At 63.5% G+C, this 21725-nt stretch carries 18 protein-coding genes and 1 tRNA gene; 10 read left to right on the top strand and 9 right to left on the bottom strand.

The window, feature by feature from the left end:
* Positions 1-38: 38 nt before the first annotated feature.
* On the bottom strand, positions 39-1034 hold the full coding sequence (galE, locus tag NKJ08_RS26070) for a UDP-glucose 4-epimerase GalE (RefSeq protein WP_352526816.1): 996 nt from the start codon (positions 1032-1034) through the stop codon (positions 39-41).
* A 265-nt stretch (positions 1035-1299) separates the two neighbouring features.
* On the opposite strand from galE, the gene hemA reads away from it, so the two are divergent.
* Positions 1300-2577: a 5-aminolevulinate synthase gene (gene hemA, locus NKJ08_RS26065; protein WP_352526815.1), complete on the top strand. Its 1278-nt coding sequence runs from the start codon at positions 1300-1302 to the stop codon at positions 2575-2577.
* A gap of 54 nt (positions 2578-2631) precedes the next feature.
* Here hemA and NKJ08_RS26060 read toward each other — a convergent pair whose 3' ends face one another.
* Together NKJ08_RS26060 and mscL are read right to left on the bottom strand one after the other, a co-directional pair.
* Entirely contained in the window at positions 2632-3798 is a 1167-nt protein-coding gene (locus NKJ08_RS26060; RefSeq protein ID WP_352526814.1) for a pyridoxal phosphate-dependent aminotransferase, read from the bottom strand.
* A 112-nt stretch (positions 3799-3910) separates the two neighbouring features.
* Positions 3911-4333 (bottom strand): large conductance mechanosensitive channel protein MscL, encoded by a 423-nt coding sequence (gene mscL / locus NKJ08_RS26055; protein ID WP_352526813.1) that lies wholly within the window; start codon positions 4331-4333, stop codon positions 3911-3913.
* 234 nt (positions 4334-4567) lie between these two features.
* On the opposite strand from mscL, the gene NKJ08_RS26050 reads away from it, so the two are divergent.
* Positions 4568-8056: a hybrid sensor histidine kinase/response regulator gene (locus NKJ08_RS26050; RefSeq protein ID WP_352526812.1), complete on the top strand. Its 3489-nt coding sequence runs from the start codon at positions 4568-4570 to the stop codon at positions 8054-8056.
* Between the two features lie 62 nt (positions 8057-8118).
* Here NKJ08_RS26050 and NKJ08_RS26045 read toward each other — a convergent pair whose 3' ends face one another.
* A complete protein-coding gene (locus NKJ08_RS26045; protein ID WP_502896013.1) occupies positions 8119-8772 on the bottom strand; it encodes a response regulator transcription factor in 654 nt (217 codons plus the stop codon).
* Positions 8773-8881: 109 nt separating this feature from the next.
* Positions 8882-9313 carry a hypothetical protein gene (locus NKJ08_RS26040; protein ID WP_352526811.1) on the bottom strand — a complete coding sequence of 144 codons (432 nt, stop codon included), beginning with the start codon at positions 9311-9313 and terminating at the stop codon, positions 8882-8884.
* 109 nt (positions 9314-9422) lie between these two features.
* Between NKJ08_RS26040 and NKJ08_RS26035 the strand changes: the two genes are divergently transcribed.
* Together NKJ08_RS26035 and NKJ08_RS26030 are read left to right on the top strand one after the other, a co-directional pair.
* Complete coding sequence (locus NKJ08_RS26035; protein WP_352776079.1) at positions 9423-9773, top strand: DUF952 domain-containing protein; 351 nt, start codon at positions 9423-9425, stop codon at positions 9771-9773.
* Positions 9770-10846, top strand: coding sequence for a quinone-dependent dihydroorotate dehydrogenase (locus NKJ08_RS26030; RefSeq protein ID WP_352526809.1), 1077 nt, complete (start codon positions 9770-9772; stop codon positions 10844-10846). The genes NKJ08_RS26035 and NKJ08_RS26030 overlap by 4 nt, the downstream gene beginning before the upstream one ends.
* A gap of 2 nt (positions 10847-10848) precedes the next feature.
* On the opposite strand, the gene NKJ08_RS26025 is transcribed toward NKJ08_RS26030, so the two are convergent.
* Positions 10849-12201 carry an MATE family efflux transporter gene (locus NKJ08_RS26025; protein WP_352526808.1) on the bottom strand — a complete coding sequence of 451 codons (1353 nt, stop codon included), beginning with the start codon at positions 12199-12201 and terminating at the stop codon, positions 10849-10851.
* A gap of 121 nt (positions 12202-12322) precedes the next feature.
* On the opposite strand from NKJ08_RS26025, the gene NKJ08_RS26020 reads away from it, so the two are divergent.
* The gene (locus NKJ08_RS26020; protein ID WP_352526807.1) at positions 12323-13225 is read left to right on the top strand and encodes a histone deacetylase family protein; all 903 of its coding nucleotides are present in this window, start codon (positions 12323-12325) and stop codon (positions 13223-13225) included.
* Positions 13226-13286: 61 nt separating this feature from the next.
* On the opposite strand, the gene NKJ08_RS26015 is transcribed toward NKJ08_RS26020, so the two are convergent.
* Positions 13287-13589 carry a DUF6460 domain-containing protein gene (locus tag NKJ08_RS26015; protein WP_198030500.1) on the bottom strand — a complete coding sequence of 101 codons (303 nt, stop codon included), beginning with the start codon at positions 13587-13589 and terminating at the stop codon, positions 13287-13289.
* Positions 13590-13681: 92 nt separating this feature from the next.
* Between NKJ08_RS26015 and NKJ08_RS26010 the strand changes: the two genes are divergently transcribed.
* Positions 13682-13755 (top strand) — tRNA-Gly (locus NKJ08_RS26010).
* A gap of 317 nt (positions 13756-14072) precedes the next feature.
* On the opposite strand, the gene NKJ08_RS26005 is transcribed toward NKJ08_RS26010, so the two are convergent.
* On the bottom strand, positions 14073-15062 hold the full coding sequence (locus tag NKJ08_RS26005; protein WP_352526806.1) for a LysR family transcriptional regulator: 990 nt from the start codon (positions 15060-15062) through the stop codon (positions 14073-14075).
* A 317-nt stretch (positions 15063-15379) separates the two neighbouring features.
* On the opposite strand from NKJ08_RS26005, the gene chvE reads away from it, so the two are divergent.
* The 4 genes from chvE to araD1 all read left to right on the top strand — a co-directional run bounded on the left by chvE (position 15380) and on the right by araD1 (position 20548).
* Complete coding sequence (gene chvE / locus NKJ08_RS26000) at positions 15380-16444, top strand: multiple monosaccharide ABC transporter substrate-binding protein (RefSeq protein WP_352526805.1); 1065 nt, start codon at positions 15380-15382, stop codon at positions 16442-16444.
* Positions 16445-16543: 99 nt separating this feature from the next.
* Complete coding sequence (mmsA, locus tag NKJ08_RS25995) at positions 16544-18076, top strand: multiple monosaccharide ABC transporter ATP-binding protein (protein WP_352776082.1); 1533 nt, start codon at positions 16544-16546, stop codon at positions 18074-18076.
* A complete protein-coding gene (mmsB, locus tag NKJ08_RS25990; RefSeq protein WP_352526803.1) occupies positions 18073-19365 on the top strand; it encodes a multiple monosaccharide ABC transporter permease in 1293 nt (430 codons plus the stop codon). The genes mmsA and mmsB overlap by 4 nt, the downstream gene beginning before the upstream one ends.
* A 190-nt stretch (positions 19366-19555) precedes the next feature.
* Entirely contained in the window at positions 19556-20548 is a 993-nt protein-coding gene (araD1, locus tag NKJ08_RS25985) for an AraD1 family protein (protein WP_352526802.1), read from the top strand.
* A gap of 39 nt (positions 20549-20587) precedes the next feature.
* On the opposite strand, the gene NKJ08_RS25980 is transcribed toward araD1, so the two are convergent.
* The gene (locus NKJ08_RS25980) at positions 20588-21682 is read right to left on the bottom strand and encodes a 2'-deoxycytidine 5'-triphosphate deaminase (RefSeq protein WP_352526801.1); all 1095 of its coding nucleotides are present in this window, start codon (positions 21680-21682) and stop codon (positions 20588-20590) included.
* Positions 21683-21725 lie beyond the last annotated feature (43 nt).

Genomic DNA, 21725 nt, shown 5'->3' with positions numbered 1-21725 from the left:
CTGCATGCGGCCGACGAGCCCTTGCGGAGAGCCCGCGCTCAGCCCAGAGCCGAATTCTTGCTGGTCAGGATGCGCTCCCAGGCAAGCGCATCGGCAACGATCTGGTCGAGGTTGTCGCGCTGCGGGGTCCAGCCGAGTTCGCCGCGCGCCAGCTCCGAATTGGCGACCACCGCCGCGGCGTCGCCCGGACGGCGTTCGCCCATCCGCACCTCGAAATCATGGCCGAAGACGCGCCGTACGCTGTCGATGACCTCGAGCACCGAATAGCCGTGGCTGTAGCCGCAATTGGCGACCAGGCTTTGCCCGCCGGCGCGCAGCCGCTGCAGGGCCAGCCGATGCGCCGCCGCCAAGTCGCTGACATGGATATAGTCGCGCATGCAGGTGCCGTCCGGCGTCGGGTAGTCGGTGCCGAACACCTGCATGAAGGGGCGCTTGCCGAGCGCCGTCTCGCAGGCGACCTTGATCAGATGCGTGGCACCCGGCGTCGATTGGCCGGTGCGGCCCTTTGGATCGGCGCCGGCGACGTTGAAATAGCGCAGCGCCGTATAGCGCAGCCCATAGGCAATGGCCGCGTCGCGCAGCATCCATTCGCTCATCAGCTTGGACAGACCGTAGGGCGATTCCGGCGCAAGCCGGGCATCCTCGCGCACTGGCTCCAACCCGGCGCCGCCATAGACCGCGGCGGTCGAGGAAAAGATGAAATTAGGCACGCCTTCGCGCACCGCGGTTTCGATCAGGGTGCGCGTCTTGCAGGTGTTGTTCTCGTAATAGGCGAGCGGATCGGCAACCGATTCGGGGACCACGATCGAGCCGGCGAAATGGATGATCGCGTCGACCTTATTGTCGCGAATGATCGAGGCGACCAATTCCTTGTCGGCGACGTCGCCGACGACGAGCTTTGCTTCCGGAGCCACCGCCCATTCAAAGCCGGTCGAAAGCCTGTCGAGGACGACGACGCTGTCGCCTGTGTCCAGCAACTCCCAGACCATATGGCTGCCGATATAGCCGGCACCGCCTGTCACCAAAACCGTCATCCGCATCCTCGCTATTCATGATTTATCGGAACTGTCTCAATCGTCGCCGTACTGGAAAACCTGCCGCCAGGCCATTACAATCTGCGGTAACCAGTCTCATTGGCGCGTGGCATTGTCCTGAAACAAGATTGATCCACATCGAGGGAATAGGCCACGTTCCGTGGTCGTTAGGAACAGGCTTGGGGCGTGGCATTTTGACCAAAAGGGCCCGGTGGACGCCGAATAGGCCAATGACTATGATCCCGCGCAAAATTGGGAAGGCGACATGAATTATCAGCGGTTTTTCGAGGAAGCGATCGACCAGCTCCATGCAGAGCGTCGCTACCGCGTCTTCGCCGACCTTGAGCGTATCGTGGGGAAATTCCCGCGCGCCATCTGGCGCGCCAATGGCCGCGCCGAAGAAATCACCGTCTGGTGCTCCAACGATTATCTCGGCATGGGCCAGCATCCCGACGTCATTGCCGCGTTCCAGAAGGCGGCAGGCAAGATGGGGTCGGGGGCCGGCGGCACCCGCAACATTTCCGGCACCAGCAACCCGCTGGTCGAGCTCGAACTGGAGCTTGCCGACCTGCACGACAAGGAGGCCGCGCTGGTCTTCACTTCCGGCTTCGTTTCCAACGAGGCGTCGATCTCGACCATTGCGAAGCTGCTTCCCAATTGCCTGATCATCTCGGACGAGCTTAACCACGCTTCGATGATCGAGGGCGTGCGGCGCTCGGGCGCCGAGAAGAAGATCTTCCGCCATAACGACGTCGCGCATCTCGAAAGCCTGCTGCAGGCGGCCGGCCGCGAGCGTGCCAAGCTGATCGTCTTCGAGAGCGTCTATTCGATGGATGGCGACATCGCGCCGATCAAGCAGATCGTCGATCTCGCCGAGCGTTACAATGCCATGACCTATATCGACGAGGTCCATGCCGTCGGCATGTACGGGCCGCGCGGCGGCGGCATCACCGAGCGCGAAGGGCTGGCCGACCGCATCGATATCATCGAGGGCACGCTGGCCAAGGCGTTCGGCACGCTTGGCGGCTACATTACCGGCACCAGTGCCGTGATCGACGCCGTGCGCTCCTATGCGCCGGGCTTCATCTTCACCACGGCGCTGCCGCCGGCTGTCGCCGCCGCGGCGACCACCTCGATCCGGCATCTCAAGCGCTCGCAGGCCGAGCGCGACGCGCAGTTGCGTCAGGCGACGCGGACCAAGGAAGTGCTTGGCGCGGCCGGCCTGCCGGTGATGGAATCGCCTACCCACATCGTGCCGCTGCTGGTCGGCGATCCCGAGCTCTGCAAGATGGCCAGCGACCGCCTGCTCGGCGTACACGGCATCTATATCCAGCCGATCAACTACCCGACGGTGCCGCGCGGCACCGAGCGGCTGCGCATCACGCCGACACCGTTCCATTCGGACGCGCTGATCGCGTCCCTGCAGGACGCGCTGGTCGAGACGTGGGACGCGTTGGGGATTCCCTACGCTTCTGCCGGCCGGCCTTCGGTGGCCAAGAGCGACCGCGTCATCCCGCTGCTGGTGCCGAAGTCGGGCGGGTGAAAACCCGTTTGAAACTCTGCTCAGACAACCATTCGGTCGCCGGAGCGAAGTCGCTCAGACAGCCTTCATCCATTTCGCCAGCCTATGTGCCGCTTCCTCGAGCTGGTCGAGACGGCGATGGAAGCATAGCCTGAGAAAGGATTCGCCGCCGGGGCCGAAGGCGGTGCCGGGGGCCAGGCCGACATTGGCGCGGTCGACCATGTCGAAGGCGGCAGCGCGGGAATCGGTGATGCCGTCGACAGCAAAGAACAGGTAGAACGCGCCCTGCGGCACGGTGAACCGCGCCCTGCCGGTTTCGGCGAGAATGCCGCAGACCAGGTCGCGCGCCGCCCTCGCCCGCTCCACCTGCTCGACGATGAAGGCGTCGCCCTCATCGAGGGCAACGACGGCGCCGCGCTGCATGAACTGGGCAACGCCGGAAGTCGAATACTGGACCAGGTTCTCGAACACCTGCTGCAAGGCGGGATGGATCTTGATCCAGCCGATGCGCCATCCGGTCATCGCCCAGTTCTTGGAAAAGGAATTGACGAACAGGATGCGGTCCTCATCGGCCATGATGTCGATGAAGGAGGGCGCGCGGCCGTGGCCGTAATGAAACAGCGAATAGATCTCGTCGGCGATGATCCACAGGCCCCTTTCGCGGGCAAGGTCGAGGATAGCCTGCAGCGTCTCCTTGTCGGCGGTCCAGCCGGTCGGGTTGGACGGCGTGTTGACGAACAGCGCCTTGGTGCGTGGCGTTATCGCCGCTGCGATCTTGTCGACATCGCAAGACCAGCCATTGTCCGACTGGTCGAGCGTGACCGCGATTGGAACGGCGCCCGCGACCCCGGCGGCGGCGGCGAAATTCGGCCATGCCGGCGACAGATAGACGAGTTCGTCGCCCTTGCCGGCCACCGCATCGATGGCCATCTGGATGGCATGCATGCCGGAGCCGGTGACGATGAATTCCTCGTCGGCGAAAGTCTTGCCGAAATGCCTGGTGTAGTAGCGGGCGAGCGCTTGCCTGAGTTCAGGAATGCCCCTCTGCCAGGTGTAGAAGGTTTCACCGCCAGCCATCGCCTTGGCGGCGGCATCGGTGATGAAGGCAGGCGTCGGCAGGTCGCCCTCGCCGGCCCAGAGTGGGATCATGCCGTCGCGGCCGCGACCGCGGTTCATGACGGCGACAATGCCGCTTTCAGGCGCCGCCCGAGCTTCGGCGCGCAGGGTATCGATCAGGGTCATGGATAGGTCCGTTTTCGTTTGCTCGACTGCTAGCGTGTTTCAGGGCGGACGAAAACAGAAAACCCCGGCCGCCAGCGACCGGGGTTTTGGTCCAGAAAGTTTCTCGCAGGCGCTATTTTCTGGCGAGGAGATCGCGAATTTCGGTGAGCAGCGCGATGTCGGCTGGCGGCGGAGCGGCCGGGGCAGCCGGTTTTTCACGCTCCAGCCGCTGGCGCAGATTGTTCACCGCCTTGATCATCAGGAAGATGATGAAGGCGAGGATAAGGAAGTTCAGCGCCACGGTGATGAAGCTGCCATAGGCGAAGACAGCGCCTTGTTTCTTTGCATCAGCCAGCGAGGTTGCATTCACCGCAGAAGACAGCGGTATGAAGTAGTTGTTGAAATCCAGCCCCCCGAAGATCGCGCCAACAATCGGCATGATGATGTCATCGACCAGCGAGGTGACGATCTTGCTGAAGGCAGCGCCGATGATGACGGCGACGGCCAGGTCCATCACATTGCCCCTGGAAATGAATTCCTGAAACTCTTTCAGCATTCGACCCTCCTTGTCCTGACCGGCCGTGCTGCCGTCCACGCCCTCGGCATCGACCGGCGGGCAGAATAGCAAAAACCTGCGGTTGCGACAGGAGCAAAAGCCGATTTCAGCCGGTCACGATTGCCCGACGCAGCCGATATAATACGCCGAAAGCGGCGATGGACTTGATTGCCAAGCTGTGATTGCGTCTGCAGGGCCGGATGAAAAAGTCGGCGCAGGGAGGAAGTTCGAGCCGTGCAGGGCTGGTTCATCGTCATCATCGCGATCGCCTATGTGACGTTGCTGTTTGCCATCGCCAGCCTGGGCGATCGGCGCTCGACGTCATCGGGGCCCGGCCGCGCCCGGCCCTTCATCTATGCGCTCAGTCTCGCCATCTACTGCACCTCCTGGACCTTCTTCGGCTCGGTCGGGCTGTCCTCCGAACGCGGCCTCGAATTCCTCGGCATCTATATCGGCCCGGTTCTGGTGTTCGTGTTCGGCTTTCCGCTGCTGCAGCGCATCGTCAGGCTGGCCAAGACCGAGAAGATCACCTCGATCGCCGACTTCCTCGGCGCCCGTTACGGCAAGAGCTTCGCTGTCGCGGCGATCGCCACGCTGATCGCCACCATCGGCGCGGTGCCCTATATCGCGCTGCAATTGAAGGCGATCTCCGGCTCGGTCAGCCTGATGGTCGAGCACTATACCGGTTCGCCGCCGTCGTTCGATCCGTTCGTCAGCGACATCTCGCTGGTCGTTGCCATGCTGCTGGCGCTGTTTGCGGTGCTGTTCGGCACGCGTCACGCCGACGCCACCGAGCACCAGGACGGGCTGGTGCTTGCTGTGGCGGTCGAAACCGTGGTCAAGCTCGCCGCCTTCCTGGCGATCGGCCTGATGGTCACGTTTCTGATCTTCGGCGGGCCAGGCGATATGTTCGACCGGCTCGCCGAAAACACGCAGGTGCGCCAGGCGATGGGCTACAACACCTCGCTCGCCACCTGGCTGGTGCTGACATGCCTGAGCGGCTTTGCCATCATCATGCTGCCGCGCCAGTTCTACGTCACCATCGTCGAGAACCGCAGCGAGGCCGAGTTGCGCACCGCGACATGGGTGTTTCCGCTCTATCTGGTAGCGATCAATCTGTTCGTGCTGCCGATCGCGCTGGCCGGCCTGACGCTGGTCGGCACGAGAACCAGCAGCGACCTCTACGTTCTGTCGCTGCCGCTGTTCAGCGGCCACGACGTGCTGGCCATGGCGGCCTTCATCGGCGGCCTGTCGGCGGCGACCGCAATGGTGATCGTCGAAAGCGTCGCGCTGTCGATCATGATCTCCAACGATCTGATTATTCCGCTGTTCGTGCGGCGACTGCTGCGGACCACGACCTCCGAGAACGAGGACTGGTCGACGCTCATCCTCAATGTGCGACGGGCGGCGATCTTCATCATGCTGTTCATCGCCTTCCTCTACTACCGCGAGAGCACCAACAACGCGCGGCTGTCCTCGATCGGCCTGATGTCGTTCGCGGCGATCGCGCAGTTTGCGCCGGCATTGGTCGGCGGGCTCATCTGGCGCGGCGCCAATGGAAGGGGAGCCGCGCTCGGCATGGTCGCCGGCATCGTCGTCTGGAGCTACACGCTGCTGCTTCCCTCGCTCGTCGCGCCGGATACCGGCATCCTCGTCCACGGCCTGTTCGGCTTCGAAGCGTTGCGGCCGCAGGCTCTGTTCGGCACCGTCGCCGAGCCACTGAACCATGGCGTGCTTTGGAGCCTGTCGATCAACACGCTGTTTTTTGTGTTCGGCTCGCTGTCGCGGGCGTCGGTGCCGCTGGAACGCATCCAGGCATCGATCTTCGTGCCGCGCGAGGCGGGGCCGTTGCCGAGCCTGCGCCGCTTCCGCACCACCATTACCGTCAACGACCTCAAGGACACCATCGCGCGCTATCTCGGTGTCGAACGCACCGAGCGGTCCTTCCAGTCATTCGAGAAAAGCAGCGGCACTTCACTGCACGGCAACGAACAGGCCAGCATGGATGTCATCCGCTTCTCCGAGCAGCTTCTGGCCAGCGCCGTCGGCTCCTCTTCAGCGCGGCTGATCCTGTCGCTGCTGCTGCGCCGCAACGACCGCGAATCCAAGGACGCCTTCCGCCTGCTCGACGATGCCACCGAGGCGCTGCAGCACAATCGCGACCTGCTGCAGATCGCGCTCGACCAGATGGAACAGGGCATCACCGTCTTCGACAGGGATTTCCGCCTGATCTGCTGGAACCGACAATATCGGGCGCTGTTCGACCTGCCCGACGAGATGGGCCAGGTCGGCGTCTCGCTCGACCGTATCCTGCGCCATCTCGCCGAGCGCGGCGACATACCGGCCGACCAACGCGTCACCATGCTCAACCGCCTGACCAGCTTCGTCAGCCCGTGGCAGATGGAACTGAAGACCAGCGGCCGCATCCTCGAATTGCGCTCCAATCCGATGCCGGACGGCGGCATCGTCGCCACCTATGCCGACATTTCCGGACGCGTCGAGCAGGATTTGGCGCTGAAGCGCGCCAATGAATCGCTGGAGCAGCGAGTGAAGAACCGCACCGCCGAGCTCACCCGCGTCAACGAGGAGCTGGCGCAGGCGCAGATGCTGGCCGAGGAGGCCAATCTCGGCAAGACGCGCTTCCTTGCCGCCGCCGGCCACGACATCCTGCAGCCGCTGAACGCCGCCCGCCTCTATTGCTCGTCGCTGATCGAAAAGACCGGCAAGGGACCCGCCGGCAAGGCGGCGATGAACATCGAATCGTCGCTGGAATCGGTCGAGACGATCCTCGGCGCGGTGCTCGACATTTCGCGCCTCGATGCCGGCGCGATGAAGCCGGACGACACGAGCTTCGGCCTCGACGGGCTGCTGCGCCAGATCGGCAACGACTTCCGGCCGCTTGCTGCCGAAAAGAAGCTCGAACTCTCGATCATGCCGTCGTCGCTCAGCGTGATGACGGACCGCAATCTGCTGCGCCGCCTGATCCAGAACCTGATCTCCAACGCCATCAAGTACACGCGCCATGGTCGCATCCTGGTCGGCGTGCGGCGGCGCGGCGAACTGGCCGAAATACAGGTGATCGACACCGGCATCGGCATTGCCGGCGACAAGCTCAACACCGTGTTTCGCGAATTCACCCGGCTCGACGAGGGTGTGCGCGAGGCGGAAGGCCTTGGCCTGGGGCTCTCCATCGTCGACCGCATCGCTCGCGTCCTGCGCCTCGAAATCCGGATCTTCTCCAACCCCGGCAAGGGCACGCGCTTTTCGGTCCTGCTGCCGGTGGCGGCCGCGCAGGCACCGCGGCGCGAGGCCGAGGCGAAGGCGCCTGGCCGCGCCACGGCCTCGCTTGCCGGGCTCAATGTGCTCTGCATCGACAACGACGCCCGCATTCTCGACGGCATGCGGCTGCTGCTCGAGGGCTGGGGCTGCAGCGTCGACACGCTTTCCGGTTCGGAGGATCTCGAGAGTTCCGGCATGCATCGGCCGGACATCGTGCTTGCCGACTATCATCTCGACGGCAAGACCGGCCTCGAATTGATCGCCCAGTTGCGTGCGATCCATGGCGAGGACCTGCCGGCCGTGCTGGTCACCGCCGACCGCTCCAGCGAGGTTCGCGCCGCTGCCGGCAGGCTCGACGTGCCTGTGATCAGCAAACCGCTGAAACCGGCGATGCTGCGCTCGATGATGGCCAGGGTCAGGCCGCTGGCGCCGGCGGCCGAGTAGGAAGTACTCTTTTTGACCATGATCTTGTCCGAAAACCGGTTCCCACTTTCCGGGATCATAGTCTATCCGGCCGCCTGAACCGGGTCGCTGCCGATCTTAGACAGCAGGATCACCGCCTGGGTGCGGCTGTCGACGCCAAGCTTCTGCAGGATGGCCGAGACATGCGCTTTGATTGTCGCTTCGGAGACGCCGAGCTCATAAGCGATCTGCTTGTTGAGCAGCCCTTCCGCCAGCATGCCGAGCACGCGCGTCTGCTGCGGGGTCAGCGCCTGCAGCCGCTTGATCAGGTCGGAAATCTCGGGATCGCGCTCGACGCCGAGATCGATGCCGGTGGGCGCGGCGATATCGCCGGCAAGCACCGACTGCACGGCACTGCGGATCTCCTCCATACTGGCCGATTTGGAGATGAAGCCAGAGGCGCCGAGGTCGAGCGCACGCCGGATCGTCACCGGATCGTCATGCGCCGAGACCACCATCATCGGCACCGCCGGATGGATGCCGCGTAGTGAGATCAGGCCGGAAAGACCGCTTGCGCCCGGCATCGACAGGTCGAGCAGGACCAGATCGACATCCTCATTGGCCAGGACCAGCGCCTTGGCGCTTTCGAAATCGCCGGCTTCGTGTATGGCGGCAACATTGCCGATGCCGGCGAGTGCCTCCCTCAATGCACCGCGAAAAAGCGGGTGATCGTCGGCAATGACGAATGTGTAGCCCAACAGTAGTATTCCTCCCCGAATCCCATAGGCGATTTCCGCCTTACGGGACCTGAACTTATGCGGCGACGCCAGCTGTTTCGAGCGGCATGCCGTAGGCGATTCCAGGTCCTCAGGTCTTTTGCGAATTGAGCTTGGCGCCGTCGTCGTCCTTGTCCATGTCCTTGACGATATCCATGAAGCTGCGCAGGAAGCGCTCCATGTAGCCCATCGTCTTGTTGAAATCCTCCTCGCTGGGCAAAGTCGATTCGAAACGGGCGGCAAGCGAATTTTCGAGCTTGGCGACGCGCTCGTCGAGCGCCTTCACCGAACTTTGCAGCCGGTCGACCTCGCCCTGGAAGGCGGCGCGCTCGTCGGCCGCCATCTTGCAGACGAGCTGGCCGGAACGCTCCTCGCAGAGCGACATGGCGCCGGTCTGCGTATCCATACGGACATAGCCATTGGCCGACTTTTCCAGCCGGTAGCGGTCGGTTTCCTCGGAAAAGGCCGATGCCGCGACGAGCGAGACCAGTGCTGCGGGGATCAAGATTTGGTGCAGACGCATGTTTTCCTCCATGAGCCATTCGGCGCAATCTATCACAGTTTGCGCCCGAAATGGGGAAGAACTCTGGCCTGCCCTTCCCCGCATGGTCTGTTCGGACTATAGCGCAACCATGTCCGAGATCATCTACAAGATAGTTCCCGAGGCGCTGTGGCGCGAGGCTGAAAGAGAAGGCCGCTTCACCGGCGCGCCGATCGACGTCGCCGATGGGTTCATCCATTTTTCCACCGCCGGGCAGGTTCGGGAAACGGCAGCCAAACATTTCGCCGGCCAAAGCGGGTTGCTCCTGGTCGCCATCGATGGAGCGCGCCTCGGCGATGCGCTGAAATATGAGGTCTCGCGGGGCGGCGCCTTGTTCCCGCATCTCTACGGCCCGCTCGATCTCGAGGCCGTCGTTTCGGTGCATGTATTGCCGCTCGGCGCCGACGGCCGGCATGAATTCCCGGCGCTGGAGGCCGAATGAGCGCGTTCGAACGGATCGGCCAAAAACTGCTGTTCACGCTCGATCCCGAAACCGCGCATGGGCTGTCGATTGCCGCGCTTAGATGCGGCCTGCCGGTCTCCGGTCGTCCGCCAAAGGACGAGAGGCTGAAAGTCAGCGTCTGCGGGCTCGATTTCCCGAACCCGCTCGGCATGGCCGCCGGCTACGACAAGAATGCCGAAGTGCCGGACGCGCTGCTCGGCCTCGGCTTCGGTTTCGCCGAGGTCGGCACGATCACGCCGCTGCCGCAGGCCGGCAATCCGAAGCCGCGCATTTTCCGGGTGACTTCGGACGAGGCGGTGATCAACCGGCTGGGCTTCAACAATGAGGGCCACGACGCCGCCGAAAGGCGCCTTGCCGCCCGCACGGGCCGCGCCGGCATCGTCGGCGTCAACATCGGCGCCAACAAGGACAGCGCCGATCGTATCGGCGACTATGAACGCGGCGTGACCCGGTTTGCCCGATACGCCAGCTATCTGACGGTCAATATCTCCTCGCCGAACACGCCGGGCCTGCGCAACATGCAGGCGCGCGAGCAGCTCGGCGAACTCCTGTCGCGTGTCATGGCAGCGCGTGCGGTGGCATCCGCAAAACCGGCCGTCTTCCTCAAGATCGCGCCGGACCTGGTCGAGGCCGAACTGGAAGACATCGCCGCCGAGATCGCCGACAAGCGAGTTGACGGCGTCATCGTCTCCAACACCACGATTGCGCGAGCCGGCCTGCGCAGCGCTGGCCTTTCCGGCGAGGCGGGCGGACTTTCGGGAAAACCCTTGTTCGAACGCTCGACCATGGTGCTGGCAAGGATGCGAAAACTGCTTGGCCCGGACCCCGCCATCATCGGCGTCGGCGGCGTCGATTCCACCGAGACGGCACTGGAAAAGATCCGTGCCGGCGCCGATCTCGTGCAGCTCTATACCGGCATGATCTATGCCGGGCCTGCGCTGCCGGGCCGTATTCTTTCCGGCATGGTCCGTTTCATGGACAGTCAAGGGCTGAAGTCGCTGCGCGAGCTTCGCGACAATCGCCTCGATCAATGGGCGGCGAAACCGCTTTAGGATCAGCTAAAGGCCGTGCGCACCCGCAGCCGCAATATGGCGAGCAGGCTGAAGCCGCGCACCAGCAGGAACACGTGCAGCGCCGCCCACAGGCCATGATTGCCGAAGGCCGGCGCCAGGATCAGCAGCGCGGCGCTGAACGCCAGGAATGATAGCAGCATCATGTTACGCATGTCGCTCGACCAGGTCGCGCCGATGAACACCCCGTCCATCTCGAAGGCCAACACGCCGCTGAGCGCGGTGAACGCCGCCCAAGGCAGGTAGATGTCGGCGATGGCGCGGACGTCTGTTGACGTCGTGATCAGGGCGATCAGATCGGTGCCTTCCAGCAGGAACACAAGCGTCGCCACGCCTGCCAGGCCGAGCCCCCAGAGCAGCGTCAGCCGCACCGCTTGGTCAAACGCCACGGCAGCACGGGCGCCGATGGCGCGCCCGGCGAGCTGTTCGGCAGCGGTGGCGAAACCATCGAGGAAATAGCCGGCAACCAGGAAGAGGTTCATCAGCACGGCGTTGGCGGCCAGCGTCAGCGTGCCGAACTGCGCGCCCTGGCGCGTGAACAGCGCAAAAGCGGCGAGCAGCGAAAAGGAGCGGATCATGATATCGCGATTGAGCGACATCATGCGCAGGAATGCCGGCAGATCGAGCACGCGATGGCGCGCCAGCCTGGGCGCCGCCCAGAAGCGCCGGCCGACGATGGCAAGACCAAGCAGCATGGCGACGAATTCGCCGGTGAGCGTCGCCCAGGCGACGCCGGCAACGCCCCAGCCGAGCTTCAGGCCAAGCAGGAAGCAGAGCGCGATATTGATGCTGTTGAGCACCAGTTGCAGCATCAGCCCGAGCCCGCCCTCGCCGCGCCCGAGCACGTAGCCGAGGATGGCGTAGTTGATCAGCGAGAACGGTGCTGCGAGCATCCTGATGCGGATATAGACGTCCATCGCGGCGCTAACGCGCGGTTCGGCGCCTATGAACCATTGCCCGGCAGTGGAAACCAGGGGCGCAAGTGCGGCAAGCACGATGCCGGCGACGACCGCGATCAGCACGGCGCGCCAGAACACCGCCTGCTCCTCCAGTGCATCGCCGCGCCCGAAGGCCTGGGCGACGAGGCCGGTGGTGCCGGAGCGCAGGAAGTTGAAGGTCGTGAAGACGACATCGAATATCAGGGCGCCGGCCGCCAGGCCGCCGAGAAGGGCGGCGTCGCCGAACTGCCCGACCACCGCCGTGTCGACCAGACCCAGCAGCGGCGTCGTCAGATAGGCAAGCGTCATCGGCACGGCGATGGCGAGCACCGAGCGGTTGGTGACGACGAAGGCCCTGGCTTCGGTGACGTGGGCTTTGGTGGGTAAAGCCTGCTCCAAACGCGTGTTGCTCCCTGTTGCGACTTGATCGGCTAGCCGATGTGCCGCAATTTCCGGACCTCACGCAACCATCCACCACGTATGGTCAACCGAAACCCGCCTCCGGCGCACCGGCCGTCCCATGCCCTTGCAGATCGTTCATCATCCCGACTACGACGCCGGTTTCGCCGTCAACCACCGCTTCCCGATGAGCAAATATCCGCTGCTGATGGAAGCCTTGAGCGCACGCGGTCTGGCGCGGCCGGACGCCCTCAACGTGCCCGAACCGGCGCTGGGGTCCTGGCTGAAGCTTGCCCATGCGGCCGACTATGTCGACCAGGTGCTTGCCTGCGAAGTGCCGGCAAAGATCGAGCGCGAGATCGGCTTTCCCATAGGACCGCGGGTTTCGCTGAGGGCGCAGCTCGCCACGGCCGGCACGGTGCTGGCGGCGCGGCTGGCCTTGCTGAAGGGCATCGCCTGCAACACGGCCGGCGGCAGTCATCATGCGCGGCGCGCGCAAGGCGCCGGCTTCTGCACCTTCAACGACGTGGTCGTTGCCTCGCTGGTGCTGCTCGCCGAAGGTGCTGTCCAAAACATCCTGGTTGTCGACCTCGACGTGCATCAGGGCGACGGCACGGCCGACATTCTGGGCGACGAGCCGCGCGTATTGACCTTCTCCATGCATGGCGACCGCAACTACCCAGTGCGCAAGATCGCCTCCAACCTCGACATTGCCCTGCCCGACGACACCGGCGATGCAGCCTATCTGGAGCGGCTGGGCGCCATCCTGCCGGAGCTGTCGGGGCGAAGGCGCTGGGACCTCGTCTTCTACAATGCCGGCGTCGACGTCCATGTCGAGGACCGGCTCGGCAGGCTGTCGCTCACGGATGACGGGCTGCGCGCCCGCGACGATATGGTGATCCGCCATTTCCGCACGCTCGGCGTCCCGGTTTGCGGCGTCATCGGCGGCGGCTATTCGACGGATGTCGCAGCACTGGCGGCGCGCCACGCCATCCTGTTCGAGGTGGCTGCTGGCTACGCGTGAAGCCTTTTTGTTTGAGCATGATCTTTTCCGAAAACCGGTTCCCACTTTTCGGGATCATGCTCTACTTCCGGTAGTTGGCGATCCTGAGCAGGATGAAGGCCGGCACGACGATCGCAGCACCAAGCAGGATATAGCCGAGGAAGCGGTCGATGGCGTGGAAGCCGAGGTTCCACAGGTCGATGAAGAATTTGCGGATGCCGTAGAGCACATCCATCGGCGACCAGCCGAAGGCGTTCATGACGAGGCCGACGAGGAACGACACGACGAGCAGCTTCAGGATCACCCGGAGCGGCGTATCGCCGAGAAAGCGGTTCAGTGCGGACAAGGCCTGTCTCCACAGTCGGGTGCCACGATTCGGGCACATGCCCAGAAATACGCAGTTGGCCGCGCTGCATCAAGGCGCCTCCTCAAATCGGATTGCGCATCGGCGTCGGGCCATGATATCGGAGGAACAGCGCGGGTATGATGTAATGGTAGCTTGTCAGCTTCCCAAGCTGAACGCGCGGGTTCGATTCCCGCTACCCGCTCCAGCTTGTGCCACGAGGCTTTGCGCCTGATTTGGTGAGCGCTGAAAACCAGCGGTTTTACAGCCCATGTTGTCCGCGGTTTGCCGGCCTTCATCTGTTCGGACGATGTGCCAGCTTATGGAATATCCCACATTGAAGTCGGCGGGGCTTGAAATGACCCCAACCGGAATGTCTACCCTTTGGCCCGCTGGCTTCTGCTGGCGGGCTTTTTTCGAGCATCACTCGGGCAGTTGCCGACGTGCATCGGTGTTCCATGCTGGCGGGCCTTTCTGGTCATGTCTTAGGGGTCTGGCAGGCGCAATCTCCCTGCAGCGCCTCGCCTAGCCCACCTCTCGCAGAATAAAATCGTGCAGCATCTTGGCGGCCGGCGACAGCGCGCGGTTCTTCACCGTGATTAGGCTGTAGGGCCTGACCTCGATGTCGAACTCGGTCTGGACGACGTCGATGGCGCCGGCCAGTCCTTCCGGGTTCTGGATGAATTTCGCGACCTGGATCGACACCGGCGCGATCGCGTCGGATTGCGCGACCATCACGAGCGTCAACAGCAGCGAACTGGTGTTGAGGATGCGATCCGGCAGCGCGATGTTGCGGTTCAAAAAGTTGCTTTCCATCGCCTGGCGCAGCGGCGAGCCGCCCGACTGGAACACCCAGTCATAGGCGGCGGTCTCCTCCAGCCGCACCGCCTTGCCTTTGGTCAGCGGGTGGCTGCGGCGCACGATCAGGCAGGCCTTTTCGACGCCGATGACACGGGCTTCGAACAGCCGCGGATTGAGGTCGTCGGGGATACGGGCGATGATGAAATCGTGGCGGGAGGCGATCAGCTCGCGTGCCAGCACGTTCGAGGTCTCGACCTGCATGGTGATCTCGATGCGCGGATAGAGGCGGCGGATCTCGCGGATGGCCGGCACCGCCAGCTCGATTGCCGGCGCCGTGACGGCACCCAGGAACACCGAACCGCCCTTGCCCGCCTTGAGCTCGAATATCTCGCGATCGACCTCGCGCATCTCGAGCAGGATCGACCGCGCACGCCGTGCCAGCGCCTTGCCATAGGGCGTCAGCGTGATTCCGCGCGGCAGCCTTTCGCAGAGCTTGACGTCGAGCACCGCCTCCATCTCGGCGATCATGCGCGAAGCGGCCGGCTGCGAGATGTTCATGACCTGGGCCGCGGCGCTCACCCGGCCGTGCTCGTCGAGGGCTGCGATCATGCGCATGTGGCGCAGGCTCAAGCCGCTGCGCAGCAGGGTTCCGCCCTCTCCCGGTACCTCATCGTAACCAGCTGAGATTGCAGCAGGATTTCGCAGCGCTGCCATGATTTTCCTTATTCCCACACCCCGCGCCCGACCAGTCATCCGGCAGCGTCGCCACTAGCTTTAGCCATATCAGTTTCGATATAGCAACCATCAAAGATCGCATTTGACAGTTATGGCAAAGCGACACACCCTTCGCGCGTCCTGAGACTTGACGATCGGTGACGGGGGAAAACTCGTGTCGATTGAAACCAGAGTTTCGGGGCCGATTGGGAGGATACCGGAGATCGATTGACGGCAGCGGCGCGTTTGGCGCTCCTGCACGATTGCGCGGCCCACGAAACCCAAGGGTACGCGTCCATCAACCAGGGAGAGTTAATGTGAAGATCATCAAGACACTGGCCGCCGTGGCGGCCCTTGGCATCGCGGCCATGACGCTGCCTGCGCAGGCAGGCGAAGGTCTGGTCGGCGTGCTGATGCCGACCAAGACCTCGCAGCGCTGGATCAATGACGGCGACGCCGTCAAGTCCCAGCTCGAGGCTCTCGGCTACACCGTCGACCTGCAATACGCGCAGGACGACATTCCAAACCAGCTCAGCCAGCTGGAAAACGAAATCACCAAGGGCCCGAAGGCGCTGATCATCGCCTCGATCGACGGCACGACCTTGTCGGACGCACTGCAGAAGGCGGCTGACGCCGGCGTCGTCGTCGTCGCCTATGACCGCCTGATCAAGAAGACCGGGAATGTCGACTACTACACCACATTCGACAATTTCGGCGTCGGCGTCATTCAGGCCAAATCGCTGCTCAAGGGCCTCGGCTATCCCGAGAAGAAGGGTCCGTTCAACATCGAGCTGTTCGGCGGTTCGCCGGACGACAACAATGCCTTCTTCTTCTATAACGGCGCCATGTCGGTTCTCCAGCCGCTGATCGACGACAAGACCCTCGTCGTGAAGTCCGGCCAGATGGGCATGGACAAGGTCGGCACGCTGCGCTGGCTGGCGGCGACGGCCCAGGCCCGCATGGACAATCTGCTCTCCGCCAACTACTCGGACGGCAGCCGCGTCGATGGCGTGCTCTCGCCCTATGACGGCCTGTCGCGCGGCATCATCGCCTCCTTGCGCGCCGTCGGTTACGGCACTGCCGATCAGCCATGGCCTGTTGTCACCGGCCAGGACGCCGAGACCGCTTCGGTCAAGGCGATCATCGCCGGCGAACAGTACTCGACCGTGTTCAAGGACACCCGCGAACTCGCCAAGTCGACGGTCGAGCTCGTCGACAAGGTGCTCTCGGGCGGCAAGCCGGAAGGCCTCGACACCAAGACCTACAACAACGACGTCAAGGTCGTTCCCTCGATCCTGCTGACGCCGCATGAGGTCGACAAGTCGAACTACCAGGCACTGGTGGTCGACTCCGGCTACATCAAGGCCGAAGAACTGAAGTAATCGCGGTTACAAAGCCTGGGGTCCTGCGCAGGCAGGGCCCCTTTTCGTTGGCGAGCCAGCCCGGTATTGTTTGCGGACCTCGCAGGAGTGGTATTCTCAATGGCATCGACGATTTTGGAGATGCGCGACATCACCAAGACGTTTCCCGGCGTCAAGGCGCTGTCGAATGTCAAGCTGATGGTCGAGGAAGGCGAGATCCATGCCGTGGTCGGCGAGAACGGCGCCGGCAAGTCGACGCTGATGAAGGTGCTGTCGGGCGTGTATCCGTCCGGCACCTATGACGGCCAGATCATTTATCGCGGCGATGAGTGCCATTTCAAAGGCATCCATGACAGCGAGCGCAAGGGCATCGTCATCATCCACCAGGAGCTTGCGCTGGTGCCGATGCTGTCAATCGCCGAAAACATCTTTCTCGGCAACGAGCAGGCCAGATACGGCGTCATCGACTGGAACGCCAGCGAGACGCGCACCAGCGCCCTCCTCAAGAAGGTCGGCCTCAAGGAAGACCCCAACACGCTGATCACCAATATCGGCGTCGGCAAGCAGCAGCTGGTCGAGATCGCCAAGGCGCTCAGCAAGGAAGTGAAGTTGCTCATTCTCGACGAGCCGACGGCGAGCCTGTCCGAAAAGGACAGCCAGGCGCTGCTCGATCTGCTGCTCGAATTCAAGCGGCAGGGCATCACTTCGATCCTGATCTCGCACAAGCTCAACGAGGTGAACCGGGTCGCCGACAAAGTCACCATCATCCGCGACGGGCGGACCATCGAGACGCTGGCCAAGAAGGACATCTCGGAGGACCGCATCATCACCTCGATGGTCGGCCGCTCGCTCGACGACCGCTATCCGCCGCGCGAGCCGAAGATCGGCGAGACCGTGCTTGAAGTGAAGAACTGGTCGGTCTACCACCCCATCCATGCCGAGCGGCAGGTCATCAAGGGCATCAACCTCAACGTTCGGAAGGGCGAGGTGGTCGGCATTGCCGGGCTCATGGGCGCCGGCCGGACCGAGTTTGCCATGAGCCTGTTCGGCCGGTCCTATGGCCGCCGCATCACCGGCGAGGTGTTCCTTAACGGCAAGCCGATCGATGTCTCCTCGGTGAGCAAGGCGGTGGAACACGGCATCGCCTACGTTACCGAGGACCGCAAGACCTACGGGCTCAACCTGATCGATCATATCAAGCACAACATCACGCTCGCCAACCTGCCCGGCGTGTCGCGCCATGGCGTGATCGACGATTTGCGCGAGCTTTCGGTCGCCAATGATTATCGCGGCAGGACCAATATCCGGGCCTCGAGCGTCTACCAGATGACCGGCAATCTTTCTGGCGGCAACCAGCAGAAGGTGGTGCTGTCGAAATGGCTGTTCGCCAATCCGGAAGTACTGATCCTCGACGAGCCGACGCGCGGCATCGATGTCGGCGCCAAGTATGAAATCTATACGATCATCGCGCGTCTCGCCTCCGAGGGTAAGGCGATCATCGTCATCTCGTCGGAAATGCCCGAACTGCTCGGCATCACCGACCGCATCTACGTCATGAATGAAGGGCGCATCGTGGGAGAAATGGCCGCGGCCGACGCAAGTCAGGAAAAGATCATGCGCGCCATCGTCCGCGGAGAAGGAAAAGCATCATGAGCACTGAAAGCGCTCCCGGGCCGCAGAGCGGCGTCGCCCAGGACCTACAACAGACACCTCGCATTGCCGTCTCGGCGCTGGTCACCAATCTGCGCGAATACGGCCTGATCCTGGCGCTGATAGCCATCATGGTGTTCTTCCAGTTCACGACGTCCGGAACGCTGTTCAAGCCGGTGAACCTGAGCAACCTGGTGCAGCAGAACAGCTTCATCATCGTGATGGCACTGGGCATGCTTTTGGTGATCGTCTCTGGCCATATCGATCTCAGCGTCGGCTCCGTCGCCGGCTTCATCGGCGCGCTGGCGGCGATGATGATGGTCATCTGGCCGCTCGGCCCTTTGAGCAATCCGCTGGTAGTGTCGATCATCTGCCTGATCGTGGGCGGCGCAATCGGCGCGGCACAAGGCTACTGGATTGCCTATCACCGAATACCGAGCTTCATCGTCACGCTGGCGGGCATGCTGATCTTCCGCGGCATCTGCCAGGCGCTGCTGGGTGGCGGGTCTTCCGTGGGGCCGCTTCCAGTCGGCTTCAAGGCGCTCAGTTCCGGCTTCATTCCGGACGTGATCGGCCCATTGACGCTGATACCACCGACGGTGAACGCCGCCGGCAAAACCATTGTCGGCAGCGGCCTGACGCTGCACATGACGACGATCTTGATCGGCCTCGTCGCCGTGCTCGCCTACGCCTATTTCGGGCTCAGGGCGCGGCGCAGCCGCGAGCGGCATGGCTACGAAGCCGAACCCTTCTCGCTGTTCGTCGTCAAGACCCTGGTGACCAGCGCGCTGGCGCTGTTTCTGGTCTACCAGTTCGCCACCTACAGAGGCCTGCCAATCGTTCTCATGGTGATGGGCGTGCTGATCGCGTTGTTCGTCTTCGTTACCAAACGCATGACGATCGGCCGCCGCATCTATGCGATGGGCGGCAATGCCAAGGCAGCGCAGCTATCGGGCATCAAGACCGAACGGCTGACGTTGATGGTGTTCATCAATATGGGCGTGCTGTCGGCACTCGGCGGCCTGATTATCGCGGCGCGCCTGGGGCAGGCTGTGCCGGCGGCGGGCCTCGGCAGCGAGCTCGACGTCATCGCCGCGGTGTTCATTGGTGGCGCTTCGGCGATGGGCGGCGTCGGCCAGGTCATCGGCGCGGTGGTCGGCGGTTTCATCATGGGTGTCATGAACAACGGCATGTCGATCATGGGCGTCAATGTCGACTGGCAGCAGGTGGTCAAAGGCCTGGTGCTGCTCGGCGCTGTCGTCTTCGACGTCTACAACAAGAACAAGGCTTGAGAGGCAACCAGGAGGCATACGGGTCACATCGCGGCGCTGCCGGGCGGCGCAAAGAAGTCCCCCGAGGGACCTGATCCGCGAGCGCAATCCGGACGAAGAATTTCAACCGAGGCGCGGACAGGGTCCGAGCCGCGCAGGGTAGGGTTTGCCAAGGAAGGCAGACCAGGCCCGCAATTCAGAGAGGGTTACCATGCTGATCTCACAGATCCTCGACGACGCCGAGACGATCCGCGTCGTTGCCCGCAACGGCGGCAAGACCCGCGTCATCAACGGCGCGCGCAGCGTCTATTCGCTGGCGATGGAAGCCGCCCGCACCGGCAGCGGGCTCGTCGCCCTGATCGAGCGCAAGGGCTTTGGCGAAACCGTCGATCTCGACGCCGCCTACAAGAAAGGGCGGCTGCTGTCGCCGATCAACCATCCCGATCCCGCGCATCTCCATCTCACCGGCACCGGGCTGACGCATCTCGGCTCCGCCGCGACCCGCGATTCAATGCACAAGAAGCTCAGCACGGACGGCGAGGAACAACTGACCGATTCCATGAAGATGTTCCGCATGGGCCTGGAAGGTGGCAAGCCGGCGAAAGGCCAAACCGGCGTGCAGCCGGAATGGTTCTACAAGGGTAACGGCACCATGGCAGTGGCGCCCGGCGCGGCGCTTATGTCGCCCGCCTTCGCCCAGGATGCCGGCGAGGAGCCGGAAATCGCCGGCATCTATGTAATCGGCGACGACGGCGCCCCGTTCCGCGTCGGCTTCACGCTGTCGAACGAGTTTTCCGACCATGTCACCGAACGCGTGAACTACCTCTTCCTCGCCCATTCCAAGCTGCGCAACGCCTCGTTCGGGCCAGAAATCCTGATCGGCGACCTGCCGTCCGACATCCGCGGCGCTTCACGCATCCTGCGCGACGGCAAGCTGCTTTGGGAAAAGCCGTTCCTGTCGGGCGAGGCGAACATGTCGCACACCATTAGCAATCTCGAGCATCACCACTTCAAATACTCGGCCTTCCGCCAGCCGGGCGACGTCCATGTGCACATGTTCGGTACGGCGACGCTGTCCTTCGCCGACGGCATCAGGACCGAGGCCGGCGACGTGTTCGAGATCGAGGCGCAGGATTTCGGTCTGCCGCTGCGCAACCCGCTCGAAATCGAGCAGCCGGTGAAGGTCGCCGTGAAGGCGCTTTGAACCGGGCATAACCCGCAAGCAAGGGAAGCAAGGGAAAGATCAGCGCGCGGCGCGGAAATGCTTGGACAGCTTCAGGCCCTGTGCCTGATAGTTGGAGCCGAGATCGGTGCCGTAGAGCGCCTGCGGCCGTTTCAGCATGTGCTCGTAGACCAGCCGTCCGACGATCTGGCCGTGGTCGAGGATGAACGGCACTTCGTGGCTGCGCACCTCGAGCACCGCCCGGCTGCCGGTGCCGCCCGACGCCGAATGACCGAAACCCGGATCGAAGAAGCCGGCATAGTGGACGCGGAATTCGCCGACCAGCGGATCGAACGGCGTCATTTCGGCGGCGTAGAGCGGCGGCACATGCACCGCCTCGCGCGACACCAGGATGTAGAATTCATCCGGGTCGAGCACCAGCTCGCCGGCGCCGCTCTTATAGAGCGGCTCCCAGAAATCGACGACATCCTGCGCGGCGCGCTTGTCGACATCGACGAGGCCAGTGTGGTGCTTGCCGCGATAGCCGACCAGCCCGTCCTTGTCGCCGTCGAGGTCGATCGACAGCGCGATGCCGCCGCCTGAGATGTTGGGCGGCTCGGTGGCGACCAGCATCTCGGCGCGATGCAAGTCGTGCAACTCGCTTTCAGACAAAAGCGCATTGCCGGTGCGGAACCTGATCTGCGACAGCCGCGAGCCGGTGCGCACGACGATCGGGAAGGTGCGCGGGCTGACCTCCAGATAGAGCGGACCTTCGTAGCCGGCGGTGATCTTGTCGAACTCGTGGCCACGGTCGGTCATTACCCGGGTGAAGATGTCGAGCCGTCCGGTCGAGCTCTTCGGGTTAGCCGAAGCCGAAATATGCGGGGGCAGCGCCAGGCTTTCGAGCAGCGGCACGATGTAGACGCAGCCGGTTTCCAGCACGGCACCTTCGGCGAGGTTGATCTCGTGCAACTTCAGCCGGTCGAGCTTGTCGACAACCCTGTGGTCCGGGCCGGGCAAGAAGGAAGCACGCACCCGCCAGGCCTTGTCGCCGAGCCTCAGGTCAAGGCTGGCCGGCTGGATCTGATCGGCATCGAGCGCGCGCGGCGACTTCAGCGCGCCCGACTGGAACAGCGCGGAAATATTCTGATCGGGAAGAATGCCTGTCTGCCGCAAGGGTCTGGCTCCGCTCGAACGCCGGGCGAGGTCTTGTTCTGTC

Origin of the sequence: Mesorhizobium sp. M0244 (assembly GCF_040321795.1) — a bacterium.
Lineage (GTDB): Bacteria > Pseudomonadota > Alphaproteobacteria > Rhizobiales > Rhizobiaceae > Mesorhizobium.
Note: the sequence above shows the minus strand (reverse complement) of the source record. Positions and strands in the feature narration are given on the sequence as shown.